The 20,123-nt window shown below is 70.0% G+C and carries 17 protein-coding genes and 1 riboswitch; of the genes, 6 read left to right on the top strand and 11 right to left on the bottom strand.

What is annotated here, in order from left to right:
* Positions 1 to 44: 44 nt before the first annotated feature.
* Both E3T33_RS08200 and E3T33_RS08195 read right to left on the bottom strand, forming a co-directional pair.
* Positions 45 to 941 carry an ABC transporter substrate-binding protein gene (locus E3T33_RS08200; RefSeq protein WP_134575107.1) on the bottom strand — a complete coding sequence of 299 codons (897 nt, stop codon included), beginning with the start codon at positions 939 to 941 and terminating at the stop codon, positions 45 to 47.
* Positions 942 to 972: 31 nt separating this feature from the next.
* Entirely contained in the window at positions 973 to 1,449 is a 477-nt protein-coding gene (locus E3T33_RS08195) for a YbaK/EbsC family protein (protein ID WP_092322244.1), read from the bottom strand.
* Positions 1,450 to 1,489: 40 nt separating this feature from the next.
* On the opposite strand from E3T33_RS08195, the gene E3T33_RS08190 reads away from it, so the two are divergent.
* The gene (locus tag E3T33_RS08190) at positions 1,490 to 2,029 is read left to right on the top strand and encodes a gamma carbonic anhydrase family protein (protein ID WP_092322245.1); all 540 of its coding nucleotides are present in this window, start codon (positions 1,490 to 1,492) and stop codon (positions 2,027 to 2,029) included.
* A gap of 76 nt (positions 2,030 to 2,105) precedes the next feature.
* Here E3T33_RS08190 and E3T33_RS08185 read toward each other — a convergent pair whose 3' ends face one another.
* The 5 genes from E3T33_RS08185 to E3T33_RS08165 all read right to left on the bottom strand — a co-directional run bounded on the left by E3T33_RS08185 (position 2,106) and on the right by E3T33_RS08165 (position 8,388).
* Positions 2,106 to 3,803 (bottom strand): NAD(P)/FAD-dependent oxidoreductase, encoded by a 1,698-nt coding sequence (locus E3T33_RS08185; protein ID WP_134575106.1) that lies wholly within the window; start codon positions 3,801 to 3,803, stop codon positions 2,106 to 2,108.
* A gap of 4 nt (positions 3,804 to 3,807) precedes the next feature.
* Positions 3,808 to 4,641: a nitrilase-related carbon-nitrogen hydrolase gene (locus tag E3T33_RS08180; RefSeq protein WP_241982877.1), complete on the bottom strand. Its 834-nt coding sequence runs from the start codon at positions 4,639 to 4,641 to the stop codon at positions 3,808 to 3,810.
* Positions 4,642 to 4,695: 54 nt separating this feature from the next.
* Positions 4,696 to 5,580: a bifunctional methylenetetrahydrofolate dehydrogenase/methenyltetrahydrofolate cyclohydrolase gene (locus E3T33_RS08175; RefSeq protein ID WP_092322248.1), complete on the bottom strand. Its 885-nt coding sequence runs from the start codon at positions 5,578 to 5,580 to the stop codon at positions 4,696 to 4,698.
* Positions 5,581 to 5,658: 78 nt separating this feature from the next.
* Positions 5,659 to 6,957 (bottom strand): serine hydroxymethyltransferase, encoded by a 1,299-nt coding sequence (gene glyA, locus E3T33_RS08170; protein ID WP_134474608.1) that lies wholly within the window; start codon positions 6,955 to 6,957, stop codon positions 5,659 to 5,661.
* Positions 6,958 to 6,984: 27 nt separating this feature from the next.
* Positions 6,985 to 7,073, bottom strand: a riboswitch (ZMP/ZTP riboswitch).
* 91 nt (positions 7,074 to 7,164) lie between these two features.
* On the bottom strand, positions 7,165 to 8,388 hold the full coding sequence (locus E3T33_RS08165) for an MFS transporter (protein WP_092322251.1): 1,224 nt from the start codon (positions 8,386 to 8,388) through the stop codon (positions 7,165 to 7,167).
* A gap of 164 nt (positions 8,389 to 8,552) precedes the next feature.
* On the opposite strand from E3T33_RS08165, the gene purU reads away from it, so the two are divergent.
* Together purU and E3T33_RS08155 are read left to right on the top strand one after the other, a co-directional pair.
* Positions 8,553 to 9,425, top strand: coding sequence for a formyltetrahydrofolate deformylase (gene purU / locus E3T33_RS08160; protein ID WP_092322253.1), 873 nt, complete (start codon positions 8,553 to 8,555; stop codon positions 9,423 to 9,425).
* 114 nt (positions 9,426 to 9,539) lie between these two features.
* Positions 9,540 to 9,893 carry a YrdB family protein gene (locus E3T33_RS08155; RefSeq protein WP_092322254.1) on the top strand — a complete coding sequence of 118 codons (354 nt, stop codon included), beginning with the start codon at positions 9,540 to 9,542 and terminating at the stop codon, positions 9,891 to 9,893.
* Here the strand turns inward: E3T33_RS08155 and E3T33_RS08150 are convergent.
* The 4 genes from E3T33_RS08150 to E3T33_RS08135 form a co-directional block, all read right to left on the bottom strand.
* The gene (locus E3T33_RS08150) at positions 9,886 to 11,061 is read right to left on the bottom strand and encodes an MFS transporter (protein WP_241982876.1); all 1,176 of its coding nucleotides are present in this window, start codon (positions 11,059 to 11,061) and stop codon (positions 9,886 to 9,888) included. The two genes, E3T33_RS08155 and E3T33_RS08150, sit on opposite strands and share 8 nt — an antisense overlap.
* A gap of 130 nt (positions 11,062 to 11,191) precedes the next feature.
* The gene (locus tag E3T33_RS08145; RefSeq protein WP_241982875.1) at positions 11,192 to 14,278 is read right to left on the bottom strand and encodes a S8 family serine peptidase; all 3,087 of its coding nucleotides are present in this window, start codon (positions 14,276 to 14,278) and stop codon (positions 11,192 to 11,194) included.
* Between the two features lie 129 nt (positions 14,279 to 14,407).
* A complete protein-coding gene (locus E3T33_RS08140; protein ID WP_092322259.1) occupies positions 14,408 to 16,300 on the bottom strand; it encodes a heavy metal translocating P-type ATPase in 1,893 nt (630 codons plus the stop codon).
* 125 nt (positions 16,301 to 16,425) lie between these two features.
* Positions 16,426 to 17,640 carry an NADP-dependent isocitrate dehydrogenase gene (locus E3T33_RS08135; RefSeq protein WP_092322260.1) on the bottom strand — a complete coding sequence of 405 codons (1,215 nt, stop codon included), beginning with the start codon at positions 17,638 to 17,640 and terminating at the stop codon, positions 16,426 to 16,428.
* A gap of 156 nt (positions 17,641 to 17,796) precedes the next feature.
* Between E3T33_RS08135 and E3T33_RS08130 the strand changes: the two genes are divergently transcribed.
* The 3 genes from E3T33_RS08130 to E3T33_RS08120 all read left to right on the top strand — a co-directional run bounded on the left by E3T33_RS08130 (position 17,797) and on the right by E3T33_RS08120 (position 20,121).
* The gene (locus E3T33_RS08130) at positions 17,797 to 18,249 is read left to right on the top strand and encodes a GNAT family N-acetyltransferase (RefSeq protein ID WP_092322261.1); all 453 of its coding nucleotides are present in this window, start codon (positions 17,797 to 17,799) and stop codon (positions 18,247 to 18,249) included.
* A gap of 2 nt (positions 18,250 to 18,251) precedes the next feature.
* The gene (locus E3T33_RS08125; RefSeq protein WP_092322263.1) at positions 18,252 to 18,566 is read left to right on the top strand and encodes an MGMT family protein; all 315 of its coding nucleotides are present in this window, start codon (positions 18,252 to 18,254) and stop codon (positions 18,564 to 18,566) included.
* Positions 18,567 to 18,627: 61 nt separating this feature from the next.
* On the top strand, positions 18,628 to 20,121 hold the full coding sequence (locus E3T33_RS08120; RefSeq protein WP_241982874.1) for an alpha-amylase family protein: 1,494 nt from the start codon (positions 18,628 to 18,630) through the stop codon (positions 20,119 to 20,121).
* Positions 20,122 to 20,123: the final 2 nt, after the last annotated feature.

Here is a 20,123-nt window from a genome sequence, read left to right as displayed (position 1 = left end):
GTTCAGCCTATTCCGGCCCGGAGCGCCTCGCGCCGGCGCGGACCCTAGCCCTTCGAGGCCGCGTTGATCGTGATCGTGTCGATCCCACCGTCCGAAACTCCCCAGGCCTCGAGGATCTCGGCGTAGGAGCCGTCGTCGACCATGGACTGCAGCGCCGCCTGCACGGCTTCGGCCATGCCGGAATCCTTGGCGACGGCCATGCCGTAGGGCGCCGCGTCAAAGGTCTCCCCCGCGGTCTGCAGCTTGCCCTTGAGCTGTTCGATCGCATAGAGGGTGACGGGCGAGTCAGCGGTGAACGCGTCGGCCTGGCCGAGCGTCACGGCGGTGGCGGCGGCATCCTGAGTGTCCAGGGCAACCTTCTCGATCGGCTTCTTGCCCGCGGCCACGCAGGCGGCGCTCTTCTCCGGGATCTCGACGCTGTCCTGGTAGGTCGTCGACTGCACGGCGACCTTGAGTCCGCAGGCATTGTCCGGGTCCACCGTCTTGCCGGTGGCCGAGGCCCACTGGATGCCCGCGGTGTAATAGTTCACGAAGTCGACCTGCTTCTCCCGCTCCAGGTTGTCGGTGAAGGAGGACTGGCCGACGTCGATCGTGCCTCCGACGATCCCGGGGATGATGTTTTCGAACCGGGCGATCGTGTAGCTCGGGGTAAGCCCGAGCTTCGCCGCAATCGCGTCGCTGACCTCGATGGCCCAGCCGATGGGCTCGCCCGCATCGTTCTTGAATTCATTCGGCGCGTAGTTCGGGCTGGTCCCGAAGACGAGGGTTCCCGCCTTCGCGAGCGAGTCCGGCAGGAGCGCGGCGGCCGCGTCATCCTTCTCGACGACCGTCCCGGACGGTGCCGGGCTCCCCTCCGCGCTCGGCGCGGAATTGTCGACACAGCCGGTCAGCAACAGGGTTGCGATGGCGGCGAGGGCGGGGAGGGCATGACGAGAGCGCATGGACGATCCTTTGGTTGGGAGTGGTCCCACCCTAGGGGACGACGGCGGTGGCCCTGCCGCCGGTGATGCGCACCAGCTCGTCGAACGTGGTCGGGAACACCGTGTGGGCGTGGCCCGCGGCCGCCCATACGACGGGGTAGCCGGCGAGCGCGACATCCACCAGGGTGCGCACCGGCGACGGATGCCCCACCGGCGCGACCCCGCCGATCACCTGCCCGGTCGCCTGTTTGACGGTCTCCTTGGAGGCCCGCCCGATCGTGCCGCCCAGCTGCTCCCCCAGCCACGCGGCATCGACCCGGTGGGCGCCGCTGGTGAGCACGAGCAGCGGCTCGCCGTCGAGGGTGAAGATGAGCGAGTTGGCGATCGCGCCGATCTCGATGCCGAGGGCCTCTGCCGCGGCCTGGGCGGTGGTGGCCGCCTCGTCGAACCAGCGGATCTCGGGGTGGAGGCCGTGCCGGCCGAGCGCGCTGCGAACGAGGTCGACGGCGGGATGTTCGGTGTTCACCATGCCCGAAAGTCTAAACGGCGGCCGCGACTAGGCTGCGGGTATGGCAATCGATCCTTCCGCGCGCATCATCGTGCTCCCGAACCTTCCCGCCCCGAGCGTGGCCGACTCCGCCTTCGTGGCCTCGGGGGCCGTCCTGGTGGGCCGGGTCACCCTGGCCGGGCGGGCGAGCGTCTGGTACAACTCCGTGCTCCGCGCCGAGGCGGAGCCGATCACGATCGGCGAGGGGTCGAACCTGCAGGACAACGTGTCCTGCCACGTCGACGGCGGCTACCCGCTCACCGTCGGGCGCAATGTGTCGGTCGGCCACGGCGCGGTGCTGCACGGCTGCACGATCGAAGACGACGTGCTGATCGGCATGGCGTCGACGGTCATGAACGGCGCCGTCATCGGCGCCGGCTCCCTCATCGCGGCCGGCGCGGTCGTGCTCGAGGGAACCGTGGTTCCCCCCGGCTCTCTGGTCGCCGGGGTGCCGGGGAAGGTGCGCCGGGCCCTGACGGACGACGAGATCGCCGGCAACCGCCACAACGCCGAGGAGTACCTCAGGCACTCCGCCCTGCACCGCGCAGCCATCCAGGACTGATCCGGGGCGCAGCCGGCGCGCATCCGGCGCGCATCCGGGGCTGGAGCCGGCGTGCGCGAGCCCGGGCGCGTCCTGACTACGGCAGGACGACGGGCGCGAGTTCCTCCCACAGGTCCCCCGGGCCGGGGTTGCCGGCCGCGGAGCGTCCGCCGAGGTGTTTCACCGTTCCCCAGACCGCGTTGAGCGCGGTCGTGACGGCACCCTCCGCCCAGCCGGCGGTGAACGAGATGTCGTCGCCGGCGAGGAAGATGCCCTTCTGGGAATCCGGAAGCTCGTCCTGCATGAAGTGGCCGAAGAGACGCTCCTGATACCGGTAGTGGCCGGGCAGGTTGTTCTTGAACGCCCCCATGAAGTTGGGGTCGGCCTCCCAGGAGACGGTGATCGGTTCGCCGACGATGTGCGAACCGATGTCCAGCTTCGGGTAGATCTGACGCAGGGAGTGCAGCATGAGCGTCGTTCGCTCGTCCGCGCTCAGCGACAGCCACTTCAGTGCGTCGTCGTTCCAGGTGTATGAGAGCAGGATCACCGCGGGTTTGTCCGGTCCGTCGTCGATCAGGTACGTCGCCCGGGGCAGGCGGTCGGTGAGCGTCATGCTCAGCACGTGGCGGCCGGTCTCCGGGTCGATGTCGTTCCAGAACGGGCGGTCCACCATGACGAATGTCTTCGAGGACTGCATGTAGTGGCTGCGTTCGATGGCGGTCCACAGCCTCGGCGGGAACAGGCCCTCTTCGGTGTCGATGCGCGCGGAGAGCAGCCATGATTGGCAGGTCACGATGGCGGCCTCGAATTCGCTGGCCCCGCCCCACTTCTCGCCGATCCGGATGCCGCCGCCCGGCCCGCGCCGGATGGACGCCACCGCGCCGCGGGGCACTCCGTTGTGCAGGCTCGACAGTGTCGTCCCGGCCGGCCAGTGCACGATGTTCTCCGGTGCGTGCGTCCAGAGTCCGTCCGGCAGCCGCTGCGCCCCGCCGACGATACGCCGGTGCTTGTCGTCGGCGTCCGTGAAGACGACCCGGAGGATTTCGAGGATGGAATTGGAGAAGTCGGTGTCCCAGCCGCCCGTGCCGAAGCCGACCTGCCCGAACGCCTCCCGGTGGGCGAAGCTCTTCTCCCGGAAGGCCGCGCTGGCGCCGACGAAACCGTAGAAGGTTTGCTCGTCGAGCTCGGCCACGAGCCGGTTCCAGATCTTCTTGATCCCCGTGACATCGCGCCGCCGGATCGCACCCTGGATCGCGGCGAGGTCAGCGTCTTCGAGCAGGGCGCGGCGCCAGGCATCCGCCACCTCGGTGAAGAACGGCGGGAGGTCCTCGTCCGTCTCCGCGTACCACGACTCGCCCTCGAGCTCGATCAACGTGCTCGGCGTCACGTCGGAGAGCGGATTCGGGAATTCCCGGGTCTCGAGGCCCACCGTGTCGACGTAGTGGTAGAACGCCCGGCCCGACTCGGGGAACCGCATACCGCCGAGGTCGGCGACGACACCCGGCGCGGCGGCGAACCCCTGCGTCTTCAGCCGTCCGCCGATGCGATCGGCCTCGTAGAGCACCGGGTGCAGGCCGAGCCTCAGGAGTTCATAGGCGGCGATCACGCCCGACAACCCGGCCCCGATCACGGCGACCTTCGTGCCGTGCTTGAGTGCAGGCACCTCGCCGAGTCCGGCCGGATGCGCCAGGTAGTGGTCGTAGCTGAACGGGAAGTCCGGGTTCAGCATGGTGATCGGCAGCCCGCCGGCCTCGCCGGAGAGGGGTGTGTGCGGAAGATTGGTTGCCAGGGTCATTGATTCACGTTTCCTCAGTCGTGCGGTTCTGTTCCCAGGCTCGGTAGAGCCCGGGTCTGCGGTCGGCGAGGTAGTCCACGTCCACGTCGGGGACCGACAGGTCGGCGTAGACGAGGCCGGAGGCGCTCCCCGCGTCGACGAGGAGGTTTCCGTCCGGCCCGGCGACGACGCTCGCACCGGCCAGCTCGAGTCCGTCCTCGACGCCGACGTGATTCGAGTAGGCGACGATCAGGGAGTTCTCGAGCGCGCGGGCCGGCACGAGCACCCGGGCGACGTTTTCGTACCCCGCGGCCAGGGCGGTCGGCACGAGCACGACCTGGGCGCCCCGGAGCGCCGCGGCACGCACCGTCTCCGGGAACTCGACGTCGTAGCAGATCAGCAACGCCATGCGCAGGCCCAGCAGCTCCGCGACCCGGGGCGCCTCCGCGCCCGGCCGGAAACTGGAGCGCTCCGCCGGCCCGAACAGGTGGGACTTGGCGTAGCCGAGAATGACCGTGCCGGTATTGTCGACGAGGGTCGCCGTGATCTCCCGCTCGTCGGCCGGGCCCGGTCCGGGCAGGCTGAAGGCGAGCGCGATTCCCCGGTTCGCCGCGATCGCCCGGAGCGACTCGTGGGCGCCCGCGACCGACGCCGCCGAGACGGACTCGGCGATCAGCGTCGGTGCATACCCGGTGGCGAACAGTTCCGGCGTGAGCAGAAGGTCCGCTCCGGCTTCCCTGGCCTCGAGGGCGGAGGCGTCGACCAGGGCGAGGTTCTCCGTGAGGGCCAGCGGCTCCGCCCTCGCCTGGAGCATGGCCAGCCGGACGGTCCGGGTGTCGTGCCCTGGCTGGCGATCCACCGGACCTCCTCGGTCGCTCTGCCTCCATCGTGCCCCGGATGTGCCGGGGGCCCGCTACTTGCGGAGGGACTGTTCGGCGGCCTTGACCACGTTGCCCAGCAGCATGGCGCGGGTCATCGGTCCGACGCCGCGGGGGTTGGGCGAGAGGTGGCCGGCGACCGCCGCGACATCCGGATGCACATCCCCGGTCAGCGTGCCCTTGCCGGTGACCGGGTCGGTCACCCGGGTGATGCCGACGTCGAGCACGGCCGCCCCGGGCTTGACCCAGTCGGCCTGCACGAGGTGCGGCACCCCGACGGCGGCGACGACGATGTCCGCGCGTCGGACCTCGCCCGGCAGGTCGACGGTGCGCGAGTGGGTGAGGGTCACCGTGGCATCCAGCCCCTTGCGGGTGAAGAGCAGGCCGAGCGGACGGCCGACGGTGAGTCCGCGGCCGATCACGACGACCTTCCGGCCGACGATCGGCACGTCGTAGCGGCGCAGCAGCTCGACGATGCCCGCCGGGGTGCAGGGAAGCGGCGAGTTGAGCTCGCCCTCGATACCGAGCACGAGCCGGCCGAGGTTGGTCGGGTGCAGCCCATCGGCATCCTTGGCCGGGTCGATCAGTTCGAGCATGGCGTTGTCGTTGTGGCCGACCGGCAGCGGCAGCTGGATGATGTACCCGGTCACCTCGCGGCTGGCGTTGAGGTCGGCGATGGCGGCCCGCACATCGGCCGAGGTCGCCGAGGCGGGCAGGTCGATCCGGATCGACTCGATGCCGACCTCGGCGCAGTCGCGGTGCTTGCCCGCGACGTAGGAGCGGGATCCGGGATCGTCGCCGACGAGCAGGGTGCCGAGGCCCGGCACGATGCCGTGGGAGCGGAGGGCCGAGATGCGTTCGGCCAGCTCGGCCTTGACCGCGGACGCCGTCGCGACCCCGTCGAGAGTGATTGCCGTCATGAGTGATCCATTCTGTCGGTCAGTCCTTCAGCGAATTCGGCCCGGGCCCCGGCGAGGGCCGGGGCCCGGGTCTGGCCGTTACTGCTGCAGGCCCGGGTAGAGCGGGAAGGCCGCGGTGAGCACCTTCACCCGGGCGCGGAGGGCCGGGATGTCGGCATCCGGCTTGAGCGCCTCGGCGATGATGTCGGCGACGACGGTGAACTCGGCGTCGCCGAAGCCGCGCGTGGCGAGGGCCGGCGTGCCGATCCGCAGGCCGCTGGTCACCATCGGCGGGCGGGGGTCGAACGGGACGGAGTTGCGGTTGACCGTGATGCCGACCTCGTGCAGGGCGTCCTCGGCCTGCTGGCCGTTGATCGGCGAGTTGCGGAGGTCGGCGAGCACGAGGTGAACGTCGGTTCCGCCGGTGAGCACGTCGACGCCGCCGGCCTTCGAGTCCTCGGCGGTGAGGCGGTCGGCGAGGATGCTCGCGCCGCGCAGGGTGCGCTCCTGGCGCTCCTTGAACTCGGGCTCGCCCGCCAGCTTGAACGCGGTCGCCTTCGCGGCGATGACGTGCATGAGCGGGCCGCCCTGCTGGCCGGGGAACACGTTGGAGTTGAGCTTCTTGGCCAGCGTCATGTCGCGGGAGAGAATGAAGCCCGAGCGGGGACCGGCGAGGGTCTTGTGCACGGTGCTCGAGACGACGTCGGCGTGCGGAACCGGGGACGGGTGCAGCCCGGCGGCGACGAGGCCGGCGAAGTGCGCCATGTCGACCCAGAGCAGCGCGCCGACCTCGTCGGCGATGTTGCGGAAGGCCGCGAAGTCGAGGTGGCGCGGGTAGGCCGACCAGCCGGCGATGATGACCTTGGGCTTGTGCTCGAGTGCTTTGTCGCGCACGACGTCCATGTCGACACGGAAGGTCTCGGGGTCGACGCCGTAGGCGACCGGGTTGTACAGCTTGCCGGAGAAGTTGAGCTTCATGCCGTGGGTGAGGTGGCCGCCGTGGGCGAGCTCGAGGCCGAGGATGGTGTCGCCGGGCGTGGCGATCGCGGAGAGCACGGCCGCGTTGGCGGTCGCCCCGGAGTGCGGCTGCACGTTGGCGTACTCGGCGCCGAAGAGGGCCTTGGCCCGGTCGATCGCGAGCTGCTCGGCGACGTCGACGTATTCGCAGCCGCCGTAGTAGCGGCGGCCCGGGTAGCCCTCGGCGTACTTGTTGGTCAGCACGGAACCCTGCGACTGCAGGATGGCGCGCGGAACGAAGTTCTCGCTTGCGATCATCTCGAGGTAGTCGCGCTGGCGTCCGAGCTCCTGTTCGAGGACGGCGGCGATCTCGGGGTCAACGTCCTGCAGGGAATCGTTGAACGTGGAGGGCACGGAGTGGGCTGGCACGGTGGTGGACACGGGGGTCTCCTTAGACATATCGGTGGATGCTGCGGCCCAGGCGTGCGGCCACTAACCGTGTCAGTCGCTCCCCGATGGTGACCCATCTTCGTGCTACGCCAGTTGCGACACGAACGATCCTATCAGCCCGGGCGGGTGCCCGGCTCGTCTGTGACGAGCACGTCGTCACGAGCACATGCCCGCGTATTGCCGGGCTCCCTGGCCGGCTCAGGTGGCCCGTCGGCGCACGATCCGCCCGCTGACCAGCGCCAACGTGAACGCGGCGACCAGGATGCCGGCGTAGACGAACGGGACGACCGCGAGCCCGACGGTGTCGAGCAGCACCGCCCCGAGCAGGGCGCCGCCGCCGATCCCGGTGTTGAACGCGGTCGTGTAGAACGCGCTCGCGGTGTCGCGGATGCGGTGCGAGGCGGCGTGCAGGAGCCTGGTCTGCATCAGCGGGGGCAGCACGCCGAAGGCGAGCCCCCAGAGCACGAAGGCCGTGACGGCCACCGGAAGCGTCTCGGTGGACACGGCGAGCACGGTGACGCTGACTGCGGCGAGCGCGAGGCTGACCAGCAGGCCGCGCTGCGGCCGGGGGCCGAAGACCGTGCCGGCGAGGATGAGGCCGACGACGCCGGCGATCCCGAAGAGGAAGAGCAGGGGCGCGACGTCGACGCCCCGGACCCCCACCTCCTCGATCAGGAACGGTGCGATGTAGGTGTAGAACGTGAAGTGGCCGATCATTGTCACCGCCGTGATGACGCAGACCAGCACGACGGCGGGGACCGTCGGGTCCCGGCGGGGCGGGGCGGCGCCGGGGGCGGATGCCGCGGCATCCGTCGTGCCGGCGTAGTGCTCGACCGGCGGCAGCAGGCGCCAGACGAGCACGGCACCGGCGAGCATGAGCCCGGCCAGCACGGCGAAGGACAGGCGCCAGCCGAGCAGTTGCCCGGCGGCCGTTGCGACGGGCACGCCGAAGACGAAGGCCACGGTTCCGCCGGCGATCGTGATCGACACGGCGCGGCCGATCTGCTCCTTCGGCACGAGGTGCGCGGCGTAGGCGCCGACGACCGACCAGAAGAGCCCGTGGGCCATCCCGCCGACCACCCGGGAGACGACGAGGAACTCGTAGGTGGGCGCGACGGCAGTGAGCACGTTGCTGAGCGCGAAGACGATCAGCACGGCCACGATCAGCCCGTGCCGGGGCAGGCGTCGGGTCAGGTGGGCCAGCGGCGTGCTCGTGAGCACCACGGTGAAGGCGAACCAGCTGACGAGCAGCCCGATCCGGGACTGGGTGACGTCGAGGTCCCGGCTCATCTCCGGCAGCAGCCCGGTCGGCAGCATCTCGCTCGTCACCGAGAGGAAGACGGCGGAGGAGAGCGTGATCAGGCCGAGCCAGGGGAAGGCCGCCTGGCCGCGGAGCGGAACGTGGGGGGTGGTTTTCGACATGGGGCCATGGCTCACGGACGGCGGATCCTGCCGTTCACACCGGTGGGGCGGGGCAAGGATCGACTGCGCGCCAGCGTGCGCGCCCGGGGCCGAGCGGATTCCGACGGCCGTAAGCAGTCTAACCGACGGGCGCGCGGCCGCCTGGGGGCCGCTAATCTGGGGGCATGACCAGTAACCCGCCGCCGGTTGCCCACCACCACTGGGTGGTCACGCTGGTCTGCGCCGACCGGCCCGGCATCGTGCACGCGGTCAGCGGGGCGATCGTGCGGGCCCGCGGCAACATCACCGAGAGCCAGCAATTCTCCAGCGCCGACACCGGCCGGTTCTTCATGCGCCTGCAGGTGGAGTCCCCCGCCGACCGGGCGGAGCTCGAGGCCGGGCTGGCCCCCGTGGTCGACCGTTACGAGATGACCTCCGTCATCGACGTCGTCGGCCGCCCTCTCCGCACGCTCGTGCTCGCCTCGACGGCCGGGCACTGCGTCAACGACCTGCTCTTCCGCCAGCGCGCCGGCCAGCTGCCGGTCGAGATCCCGCTGGTGCTCAGCAACCACGGCACCCTGCGTGACCTGGTCGGCTTCTACGGCGTGCCCTTCGAATCGCTGCCGATCACGGATGCCGCCAGCAAGGCCGCGTTCGAGGCTCGCGTCGTCGACGCGGTCGAGCAGAACGACATCGAGCTCGTCGTGCTCGCCCGGTTCATGCAGATCCTCTCCCCCGGACTGTGCGAGCGCCTCGCCGGCCGGGCCATCAACATCCACCACTCGTTCCTGCCCGGCTTCAAGGGCGCCAACCCGTACCGGCAGGCGCACGCCCGCGGGGTGAAGCTGATCGGCGCGACCGCACACTTCGTGACCGGCGACCTCGACGAGGGACCGATCATCGAGCAGAACGTCGTGCGCGTGGACCACTCCCGCACGCCGGGCGAGCTCGTCGCGATCGGCCAGGACGAGGAGAGCCGCACGCTCAGCCAGGCGGTCAAGTGGTTCGCGGAAAACCGGGTGCTCGTCGACGGCGCCCGCACCATCATCTTCAAGTAACCCCCTCTCCCCTCCCGCGAAACCGCACTTGTGCGCGTTATGAACGCGTTTTAGTGCGCACAACTGCGGTTTCGCGGGGAGTCGGTGACGGGACAGGGTCGGTAGGATTGGCGGGTGAAAGAGACAGGCGAGACCACGATCGGCCCCAACGACGTCCTGAGGTTCCTGCTGGAGCTCTTCGCCTTCGTCAGCCTCGGCTTCTGGGGGTTCGCCGCGTGGCCGCTGCCCTGGCCCGGCGTGCTCGTGGGCATCCTGGCGCCGGCCTTCGCGATTGTGCTCTGGGGCCTGTTCCGCTCGCCCAAGGCCGTGTTCCGGCTCGACCCGTTCGGCAAGGCCGTCGTCGAGATCGCCGTCTTCGGTGCGGCGGCACTGGCCTGGTGGGACCTCGACCAGCCCGTCGTCGCAGCGGTCTTCGCGCTCGTCGCCACGGTCAGCGGCGTCATCTCCGGCCGCAAGGAACTCAGCTGACGCGCGTCTCCCGCGGCATCCGCATCGCGTAGGCGGACGTCGCCAGGAACAGCACCGCCCCCACCGCGAACGCGGCCGGGTAGGACAGGGTGTCGGCGAGCAGGCCCGCGACCAGCGGCCCGACGATGGCGCCGGCGTCGGCGAACATCGAGAACACGGCGACCGGCCGCCCCCCGGATGCCCCGGCCGCGTCCCCGACCGCCGCGGCCGGCGCGGTCCCCATGAACGCCGCCGCCACCCCGTACAGGCAGAGCAGGCCGGTGAGCAGCCAGATGTTGCCCGCGAAGGGTACGGCCAGGATCGTCACGGCGGCGAGCGCGAAGGCCCCGATCATCGCCGGCCGGCGGCCGACCAGGTCGACGAACCGGCCTGCCGGGCCGAGCGCCAGCGTCTGGGCGACCGCCGCGGCGGCGAAGGCGAGGCCCGTCCACGAACTGGGACCCTTGAGCACCTCGACGACGAGCACGGGGATGAGGGAGTTGCGCACGCCGAACGAGGTCCAGCCCTGCGAGAAGTTGGCCAGGCAGGCGGCGCGGAAGCGGCGGTCGCGAAGCACCGTGCGGAACGGGATGCGATCGGCCTGGGCGCCGGAACCGGCGGCGGCGGCGGCGCGGGTGGCCGGGCGCAGCAGGACGAGGCCGACCAGGCCGGCGACCGCGAGGGTCGCCGCGTAGAAGAAGAACGGGGCGGTCAGCGAGATCGTGGCCAGCAGCCCGCCGAGCGCGGGGCCGGCCATGCCGCCGATCAGGAAGCCGCCCTGGTAGAAACCGATCGCCCTGGCCCGGATGCCGGGCGAGGTCGAACCGAGCAGCAGCGTCATCGCCGACACGGTGAACATGGCCGAGCCGATGCCGCCGACACCGCGGAGCAGGAGCAGCTGCGGGTAGTCCTGGGCGATGCCGACCAGCCCGCTGGACACGGCGACGATTCCGATCCCGACGGCCAGCGTCGTGCGCTCGCCCCACCAGTCGATGAAGCGCGGGCAGAACGGGCTGGCGACCAGCCGCATCAGGGCGAAGGCCGAGACGACGGCCCCCACCTCGACATAGCCGACTCCGAAGCTGCGCACGTACACGGGCAGCACCGGCACGACCACGCCGAACCCGACCATGACGAAGAACGCGATGACGCCGAGCACGTAGACGTCACGGGAGAAGCGGGGCCTCACCGGCCGAGCTCGTCGCATCCCCTCTCGTCGCATCCCCTCAGGTTACGGTGTGCGCGGCAGGCAGAGAGAGAGGCGGCGACGGATGTTGCCTTCCGTCGCCGCCTCTCCGCTAGTGCTGGTTCGGTTGGTGCTAGTTCTTCACCGACACGATCGTCGAGAAGCCGGAGGTGCCGTAGCGCACCAGCCCCAGGTAATCGGTCCCGGAAGTCAGCCCGGACCACGACGCCGTGTACTGCGTTTCGATGCCCTGGACACCGTCGATGGAGGCCGGGACCGTGAAGGTTCCGACGCCGCCGTCCGGCATGACCGAGAAGCTGGTCAGGTCGTAGGTGTCGTTGCCGCTGAAGACCGACACGATGACCTGGTAGTACCCGGCGATCGGGTTCATCAGGTCGACGTGTTCGTCCGTCGCCGCCGTGGCCGACTGCCAGCCATCGACCGCGGTGCCGCCCTTGCCGTCCAGCCGGTAGACGATGAGGTCCAGGTCGGCGGCATCGGTCAGCGAGTCGAGGTCGAAGCGCTGCAGCGCCGTCCCCGCCGGAACCTGCACGTTGAAGGTGATCTCCGTGCCGGCGACTCCGTTACCGCTGTAGGCCTTGCCCGGGCCGCCCTTCTTCTCTTTGAGCTGCACGCCGGCCGCGAGGCCGTCGGTCGTCAGGGCGATGGGGCCGGTCGAACCCGGCGTCACGGCGATCTCCACGGAGCCGGACACGCCGGTTCCGTTGGCGGAACCGGGCGCCTCGATCGTGACGGGCTTGACCGCCAGCGGGCTGTGCACCACGGTGGTGCCGCTCGTCCAGTTCAGCGAACCGGTCGCGAACGTGTCGAGGGGCGCCGTGGTGCGGGTGAACGTCACCGTGTAGGACTTGACCTGGTTGGCCGAGTCGAACACGAGCTCCGCCGGTGAGGTCACCGCGGTGATGCCGTTGAGTCCGATCACCGTGGGGGTGAAGGTGCCCGCCTGCGTGGACGTCACCGTGCGGGTGACCGTCTCCGCCTTGGTGAGGGATCCGATGCCGATGGACGCCAGGTTGAGGTTCGACGGGTCGATCGCCGCGACATCGTCCGAGCCTTGCCAGGTGTAGCCGGCGCCCTTGATGAAGGACCACCAGTCGTCCGCGCCGTTGAGGTAGACGAAGCCCGGGTTGAAGAACTTCGTCGGGTCGACGTGGCCCGCCCCCTGGGTGAACGGGTCGGTCACTGCTCCGCCGGTCGCATTCTTCGTGTCGTAGGCGGTGGTCATGAACGCCGACTTCACCTCGGCCGGGCTGGCCGTGGGCTTCTCACCGAAGTACAGCGCGGCGAGACCGGCCATGTGCGGCGACGACATCGACGTTCCGGACAGGAACTTGTACGTGCCGGCGTCGCCCGCGGCGTTCGCGCCGCCAGCCAGGATGGCGACACCGGGGGCCGAGATGTCCGGCTTGATGATGTCGCTGCCGTCGGCCAGGACCGGTCCCCGCGAGGAGAATCCGGCAACCTGCGGCGTAGCCGGCGTCGTGCCGAGTTCGTTGCCCGGCGTGAGCGTCACCGTCGCACCGGCGGTGCCGGCGTAGGCGAAGGCCGTGGCGTAGGCGTCGCCGTTCAGGTGCACGGACGGAACCGAGTGCTGGTCCAGGTCGAGCGAACTCGACGACGGGTTCACCAGCACCATGCCGATACCACCGGCGCGCTTGACCTCGGCCGACTTGTCGACGCGGGCGTACACGCCGCGTGCGCAGAAGACGATCTTGCCGGCCACCTTGGTCGGGTCGAGCGAACCCGGTCCGCAGAGCAGCGGGTCGACGCCGCGGCGGGCCGCGACGAGGTCGCCGCGCACCAGGGAACCGGTCACACCGGTCGTCGGGACCGTGATCGAGCCACCGGCGAACTTCGCGCCGCTGCCGAAGGTGGCGGTGGCCTCGTAGCTCGGGATGGTGCTGGCCGCGACGGTGGTGATCCACGGTGAGGCGTTGTCCAGCGTCGACGCCGCCGAGCCGGAGTTACCGGCCGAGGCTGCGACGAAGATGCCGGCGGATGCCGCGCCGAGGAAGGCCATGTCGGTGGCGGACACCGTGGTCTGGGCCGCTCCGCCGCCGATGGAGAAGTTGATCACGTCAACGCCGTCCTTGGTGGCCTGGTCGATCGCGGCGACGAGGTCGCTGGTTGCGCATCCGTCGTCGTCCTGGCTGACCGCGTCGGGACCCGACCAGCAGACCTTGTATGCGGCGATCTTGGCTGCCGGAGCGACACCCGAGATGGTGCCGAAGTCGATGCCGCCGACGGATGCCGCGACCGCGTGGTTGCCCACCGCGGTGCTGCCGGTGTGCGAACCGTGTCCGTCGCCGTCTCGCGGGGAGACGTACTCGCCGACGTCGGCGCTGCCGATCTGCGAGGCGGCGAAACCGTTGACGTAGTACCGGGCTCCGACGATCTTGGTGCTGCAGTCGGCGGCGGTGAACTGCTCGCCGGTGACACAGGCGCCGGTAAAGGTGCCCCCGTCGGACTTGGCGAAGCTGATGCTGCCGTCGGCCGTGCGGTACGGCGCGGCGCCGCTGGCCGTGCCCAGCGGAGCGCCGGCGAACGAGGCATTCTCCGGCGCGATGCCGGTGTCGACGATGCCGACGACGACGCCGGCGCCTGCCGTGGCGACGCCGCCCGTGGACTCCCAAAGACCGCCGAGGCCGTCGGCCTTGCCGAGGCCGAGGAACTCGGTCGAGGACTGCGCCGTGATCTGGCGGATCGAGTCCTTCTCCAGCGAGAGCACGGCACGGTTGGCGTAGAGCGTGGCGGCCTGGGCCGCGGTGAGGGTGGCAGCGAAGCCGTTGATGGCAGTCGTGTAGGAGTAGTCGATGCTCACGCCCGCGGCCGCCGCGATCTTCTTCTGCTGGGCCTTGAGGTGGCCGGCGTACGCCTTCGAGTCCTTCGACCGGGCGTCGAGCTGCTTGCCCTTGGCCGGCTTCGTGGCCGCGAAACCGTTGACCCCGCCGGAGTACGTGGCGACAGCGCTGGCCGCCAGGGTGACCATGTAGCGGCCGTCCTCGAAGCTCGCGGACGGCTTGGCCGCCGCCGCGCTGGTTGTGGGCTGGGCCACGGCCGTTGCAGCGGTTCCGCCGAGAAGGGCCGCAGCGGCCACCATCCCGACCGTCAGTGTGAGGGCGGTCGCGCTGCGGAGCAGCGCGCGGCTTGATCGTGGTTCGTGGCCCGAGGTGCTCGGTCGCCGGGTGCGTAAGGTCACTTGTGGTGTCCAATCCGTTCGTCGTTGAATGGCATGCTGCCCCCCGGCCGAGGGACGTGCACGAATCAAAAACTAGCCGATGATCGGTGCATTGTGTCGACAATCACCCCCGTACTGGGGGCATGACGCTCAATCCCTGGCGAAGGAGGGTGCAGCGCGCCCAGGCACCGCCACGGCGGAGCGCGCGGCATCCCGCCGGCCGCCGATCGCGCGCAGGGCGTTCAGGATCGTGGCCAGGTCGACGAGTTCCTGGGCGAGCGCCCCGGCGGTGGCCGGGATGAACCCGAACGCGGCCGCCACCATGAGGCCCAGGCTCAGGATGATTCCCAGCCAGATGCTCTGCAGTGCGATCCGGATCGTGTCCTGCCCGATGGCGACGGCGCGCGCCGTGCGGGACAGGTCGTCGAGCAGGATGACGACGTCGGCCGATTCGCTGGCGGCCGTCGCACCCCTGGCTCCCATCGCGATCCCGATGTCGGCGACCGCGAGCACCGGAGCGTCGTTGACGCCGTCGCCCACCATGATGACCGGGCGGCGGGAGATCGCCTTCACGGCGTTCACCTTGTCGCCCGGCAGGCAGTCGCTCTGCACGCGAGTGATGCCGACCAGCCCCGCAATGTGCTCCGCCGTCGGCCGGGCATCCCCGGTGAGCATGACGGTGTCGCGCACCCCGCGGGCCGCGAATGCAGCGATCGTGGCCTTCGCGTTGTCGCGCAGCCGGTCGCTGGCCACGAGGCTCCCGGCGAACTTCCCGTCGACGGCCACGTAGATCGCGAGTTCGCCGCCGTCGAGCGGCGTGGCGGCGGCATCCGGAGCACGGTCGATGATGAACGACAGCTTGCCGACCGAAACCTCGCGTTCGCCGAAGCGGGCGACCACCCCGCGAGCGGCGACTTCGCCGGCCTGCTCGGTGCTCGTGAGCTCCACGCCCTGGTCGCGGGCGGCCGCGATGACGGACGCCGCGAGCACGTGGGAGGAGTACTGCTCGGCGGACGCCGCGAGCGCGAGCACCTCGCGCTCCGTGAACGGATGCTCCGGGCGCACGGCGACGATGGTCGGCTGGCCGTGGGTGAGCGTGCCGGTCTTGTCGAACACGACGGTGCGGGCGCGGGCGAGCTTCTCGAGCACGCCGCCGCCCTTCACGATGATGCCGTTGCGGGCGGCGCGGCTCATGCCGCCCATGAACGCGACCGGCGCCGAGATCAGCAGCGGGCACGGGGTGGCGACGACGAGCACCTCGGCGAAACGGGCCGGATCTCCGCTGAAGAACCAGGCGAGGCCCGCGATGGCCAGCGACACGGCCGTGAACGGCACCGCGTAGCGGTCGGCGAGGCGCACGACGGGCGCCTTGCTGGCCGCCGCTTCCTCGACCAGCGCGATGATCTGCTGGTACTGGCTGTTCGAGGCGGTCGCGGTCGCCCGGACGGTGGCCGCGGCCGTTCCGTTGATGGATCCGCTGAGCACGGGATCGCCGCTGCCGCGCTCGACCGGGAGGCTTTCCCCGGTCAGGGACGACTCGTCGAAGGACGCCGTCTCGGACACGAGGTCGCCGTCCACGGGGACGATTTCGGCCGGGCGCACCAGGATCACGTCGCCGACCTGCACCCGGCCCGCCGGGACATCCTCGACCTCTCCCTGCCCGTCTCGCACCCGGTGCGCGATCTGCGGTGCGCGCTTCAGCAGGGAGTCCAGCTCCCGCTTGGCGCGGCTGACCGCGTAGTCCTCGAGGGCGGCTCCGCCGGAGAGCATGAGCACGATGATGAGCGTGGCGATGTACTCGCCGACGAGCACGGTGGCGACGATGGCCGTGATGGCGAGGAAGTCGATGCCGAAGCTGCCCCGGCGCAGCTGCCTGACCATGCCGACGGCCTCGATCCCGGCGACGAACAGGCCGAAGCCACTGAAGAGCCACCGCACCCCTGCGGTCTCACCGCTCAGCCAGAGGACCACCCCGACCACGGCGACCAGGATGGTGGCCGCGACGATCGGATACCGGCGTGCGGCATGGGCAAAGGTTCGCATGCTCAACATTCTTCCCCCGGCAGGCGCCCCTCGCCAGCAAGGACAGGCTCTCCTGACCGATGCCCGGCCCCGGACGCGGAACGGCCCCGACCTGGTGAGGTCGGGGCCGTCGCCGTGCGAAACGGTCAGGCCAGGCGCGCCTGCAGGTTCTGGTCGATCGCAGCGAGGAACTCCTCGGTGGTCTGGAACGCCTGGTCCGGACCCACGAGCAGGGCGAGGTCCTTGGTCATCTTGCCGCTCTCGACGGTCTTGATGACGACGTCTTCCACCGTGAGCGCGAACTCGGCCAGGGCGGCGTTGTCGTCCAGCTTGGCCCGGTGGGTGAGCCCACGGGTCCAGGCGTAGATCGACGCGATCGGGTTGGTCGAGGTGGGCTTGCCCTGCTGGTGCTGGCGGTAGTGGCGCGTCACGGTACCGTGGGCGGCCTCGGCCTCGACGACCTTGCCGTCCGGCGTCGAGAGAACGCTGGTCATCAGGCCGAGCGAGCCGAAGCCCTGCGCGACGGTGTCCGACTGCACGTCGCCGTCGTAGTTCTTGCAGGCCCAGACGTAACCGCCCTCCCACTTCATGGCGGATGCCACCATGTCGTCGATGAGGCGGTGCTCGTAGGTGAGGCCGGCAGCCTCGTAGGCGGACTTGAACTCGGCGTCGAAGATCTCCTGGAAGATGTCCTTGAACCGGCCGTCGTAGGCCTTGAGGATGGTGTTCTTCGTGGAGAGGTACACCGGGTAGTTGCGCTCGAGGCCGTAGTTGAGCGAGGCGCGGGCGAAGTCCGTGATCGACTTGTCGAGGTTGTACATGCCCATGGCGACACCGCTGCCGGGCGACTGGAAGACCTCGAACTGCTGCGGCGCGCTGCCATCCTTCGGGGTGAAGGTCATGCTGAGCGTGCCTTCGCCTTCGAAGCGGAAGTTCGTGGCCTTGTACTGGTCGCCGAACGCGTGGCGGCCGATGATGATCGGCTTGTTCCAGCCCGGAACCAGGCGGGGGATGTTGGAGATGATGATCGGCTCGCGGAAGATCGTGCCGCCGAGGATGTTGCGGATGGTGCCGTTGGGCGAGGCCCACATCTTCTTCAGGCCGAATTCCTCGACCCGCGCCTCGTCGGGCGTGATGGTCGCGCACTTGACGCCGACGCCGTGCTTCTGGATGGCGTGTGCCGCGTCGACCGTGATCTGGTCGTCGGTCTCGTCGCGCTTCTGGATCGACAGGTCGTAGTACTCGAGGTCGATGTCGAGGTACGGGTGGATCAGCGTGTCCTTGATGGCATGCCAGATAATGCGGGTCATCTCGTCGCCGTCGAGCTCGACGACTGTGCCTTCAACCTTGATCTTCGACAATGGTTCTCCTCAAAAAGTAGGTGGGCCGCGAATGGCCGACACCAAGCTTACTAGAGGAGTGCAAGTATCTTGACATCGAGAGACTTTGCCGAGAGTTCATCCTGTGCGTACGGCTGCCGACTACCGACCGGACCGGCCGCAGGTTAGCCTGTTCCCATGGCGACGCTACGACTGGAAGAACTGTCCGCACGCAACATCGTTGCGGCCAATAACCTGAGCCTGAAACCCGGCCAGGAGCAATTCATCGCACCGGTCTCCTATTCCGTAGCGGCCACCGTCATCAACCCGGCCACCGCCTGGCAGCGCGTGGTGCTCCAGGGCGACGACGTCGTCGGCTTCATTCACGGCAACTTCGACCCCGAAGCCGAGCACGAGGAGTTCCGCGCGTGCATCTGGCGGATCAACGTCGACGCGGCGGCCCAGGGCAAGGGCGTGGGCAAGTTCGCCGCGGAGGCCCTCGCCGAGGAGGCCCGCTCGCGCGGGTTCGACCACATCAACGTGATCTGGGAGCCGGGCGAAGAAGGCCCGGAGGAGTTCTTCCACCGGATCGGCTTCCGGGACGTCGGGCAGACCCAGTACGGCGAAACCATCGGCGCGCTGCAGCTGTAGCGGTGCGTTTCACCCCCGACAGCGCGTTCGTGGCGGACGTGCTCGACATCGTCGACACGATCCCACCCGGCAGGGTGATGACCTACGGCGACGTTGCCGCCGCGCTCGGCTCGCGCGCCGCGAGGGCCGTCGGCCAGGTCATGTCCCATTACGGGTCGGATGTTCCGTGGTGGCGTGTCATCCGGGCCGGCGGCCACCCGCCGATCGAGCACGAGGACCGCGCCCTGCCGTTCTACCTCGCCGAGGGCACACCGCTCGTCACGAGCGCGACGGCGTATCGGATCGACTACCCGGCCGCACGGTGGTCCCCCTCCTGAACGCCGGCCGTACTAGTCTCGGTGCAAGCGTTTGCATTGGGGCTGCGCGGGAAGCGGTGCCGTGGTCTCTGTTCGAATGCCGGCCGCGGCGACGCTGATCGCGGCATCCGTCGCCCTGCTCTCCGGATGCTCCGGGCTGTCGACTGCGGGCACCGTCGCCGCGGACCAGCCGGCCGGCACGCACGACGTGGGCGTGCAGCTGTTCCAGTGGAACTGGGACTCGATCGCCCGCGAATGCACCGACACCCTCGGCCCCAACGGCATCGCCTGGGTGCTCGCCTCTCCCCCGAACGAGCACGTCACCGGGCCGGAGTGGTGGACGAGCTACCAGCCGGTCAGCTACCGCGTCGAGTCCCGACTCGGCACGCGGGAGCAGTTCGAGTCGATGGTGTCGACCTGCCACGAGGCGGGGGTCGACGTGCTCGCCGACGCCGTCGTGAACCACATGACAGGCCGGGACGAACCCGGCGTCGGCTGGGCCGGCAGCCGCCACGGGCACTACGACTACCCGGGGCTCTACTCCGACGCCGCCGGGGACTTCCACCACTGCGGACGGGGCGAGGGCGACGACATCGCCAACTACCGGGCCGCGTTCGACGTGCAGAGCTGCGAACTCGTGAACCTCGCCGACCTGGCCACGGAGACGCCGCACGTGCGCAAGACCATCACGGCGTACCTGGCCGACCTGCTCTCGCTCGGCGTCGACGGCTTCCGGATCGACGCGGCCAAGCACATCCCGGCCGCCGACCTGGCGGCGATCCTCGCGCCGCTGCCACCCGACGCCTACGTCGTGCAGGAGGTCATCCGCGGTTCCCGGGAGGCGGTCCAGCCCGAGATGTACACGGGCAACGGCGACGTGTTCGAGTTCGGTTTCGCGCGCGAGCTGGAGGGCATGGTCGAGTCCGGCACGATGAGCGTCAGCGAGGGATTCGGTGAGGACTGGGGCTTCCTGCCCGGCCGCATCGCCCGCACCTTCGTCGACAACCACGACACGGAACGCAACGGGGAGACCCTGAACTACACGGATGGTGCCCAGTACGTTCTCGCGAATGTGCTGACCCTGGCCCTCCCCTACGGCTCCCCCGTGCTCTACTCCGGCTACGCCTTCAGCGCCGGCGACGACGGGCCGGCGCAGGACGCATCCGGCCGGGTGCAGGACGCGGACTGCGGCACGGTCGGACCGGAGGTGAGCCATTCCGACGGGGACTGGGTCTGCCAGCACCGCTGGGACGCGATCGCCGGCATGGTGTCCTGGCGGAGCGCCGTCGGCGACGCGCCGCTCGAAAACTCGTGGACCCGGGGCGACGCGTACGCGTTCAGCCGCGGCGAGCGCGGGTTCGTCGCCATGAACGCGGGCGACGAACCGCTGACCCGCCGGTTTCAGACCGGCCTGGCCGCCGGCCGCTATTGCGACGTCGTGACCGGCGGCGGCACGCCGACGGCGGCCGAAGCCTGCTCGGGCGGGTCCGTCGAGGTCGCCGCCGACGGCACGGCCAGGGTCACCGTGCCGCCCGGGGGCGCCGTTGCCCTGCACGTGGGGGCCCGGCTGTCCTGAAC

Origin of the sequence: Cryobacterium sp. TMT1-2-1 (assembly GCF_004403955.1) — a bacterium.
GTDB classification, from domain to species: Bacteria; Actinomycetota; Actinomycetes; order Actinomycetales; family Microbacteriaceae; genus Cryobacterium; species Cryobacterium psychrotolerans.
Note: the sequence above shows the minus strand (reverse complement) of the source record. Positions and strands in the feature narration are given on the sequence as shown.

Bases quoted from the DNA above. Each gene is read 5' to 3' on its own strand.
- E3T33_RS08200 (WP_134575107.1), bottom strand. From the start codon at position 941: ATGCGCTCTCGTCATGCCCTCCCCGCCCTCGCCGCCATCGCAACCCTG.
- E3T33_RS08195 (WP_092322244.1), bottom strand. From the start codon at position 1,449: ATGGTGAACACCGAACATCCCGCCGTCGACCTCGTTCGCAGCGCGCTC.
- E3T33_RS08190 (WP_092322245.1), top strand. From the start codon at position 1,490: ATGGCAATCGATCCTTCCGCGCGCATCATCGTGCTCCCGAACCTTCCC.
- E3T33_RS08185 (WP_134575106.1), bottom strand. From the start codon at position 3,803: ATGACCCTGGCAACCAATCTTCCGCACACACCCCTCTCCGGCGAGGCC.
- E3T33_RS08175 (WP_092322248.1), bottom strand. From the start codon at position 5,580: ATGACGGCAATCACTCTCGACGGGGTCGCGACGGCGTCCGCGGTCAAG.
- E3T33_RS08165 (WP_092322251.1), bottom strand. From the start codon at position 8,388: ATGTCGAAAACCACCCCCCACGTTCCGCTCCGCGGCCAGGCGGCCTTC.
- purU (WP_092322253.1), top strand. From the start codon at position 8,553: ATGACCAGTAACCCGCCGCCGGTTGCCCACCACCACTGGGTGGTCACG.
- E3T33_RS08140 (WP_092322259.1), bottom strand. From the start codon at position 16,300: ATGCGAACCTTTGCCCATGCCGCACGCCGGTATCCGATCGTCGCGGCC.
- E3T33_RS08130 (WP_092322261.1), top strand. From the start codon at position 17,797: ATGGCGACGCTACGACTGGAAGAACTGTCCGCACGCAACATCGTTGCG.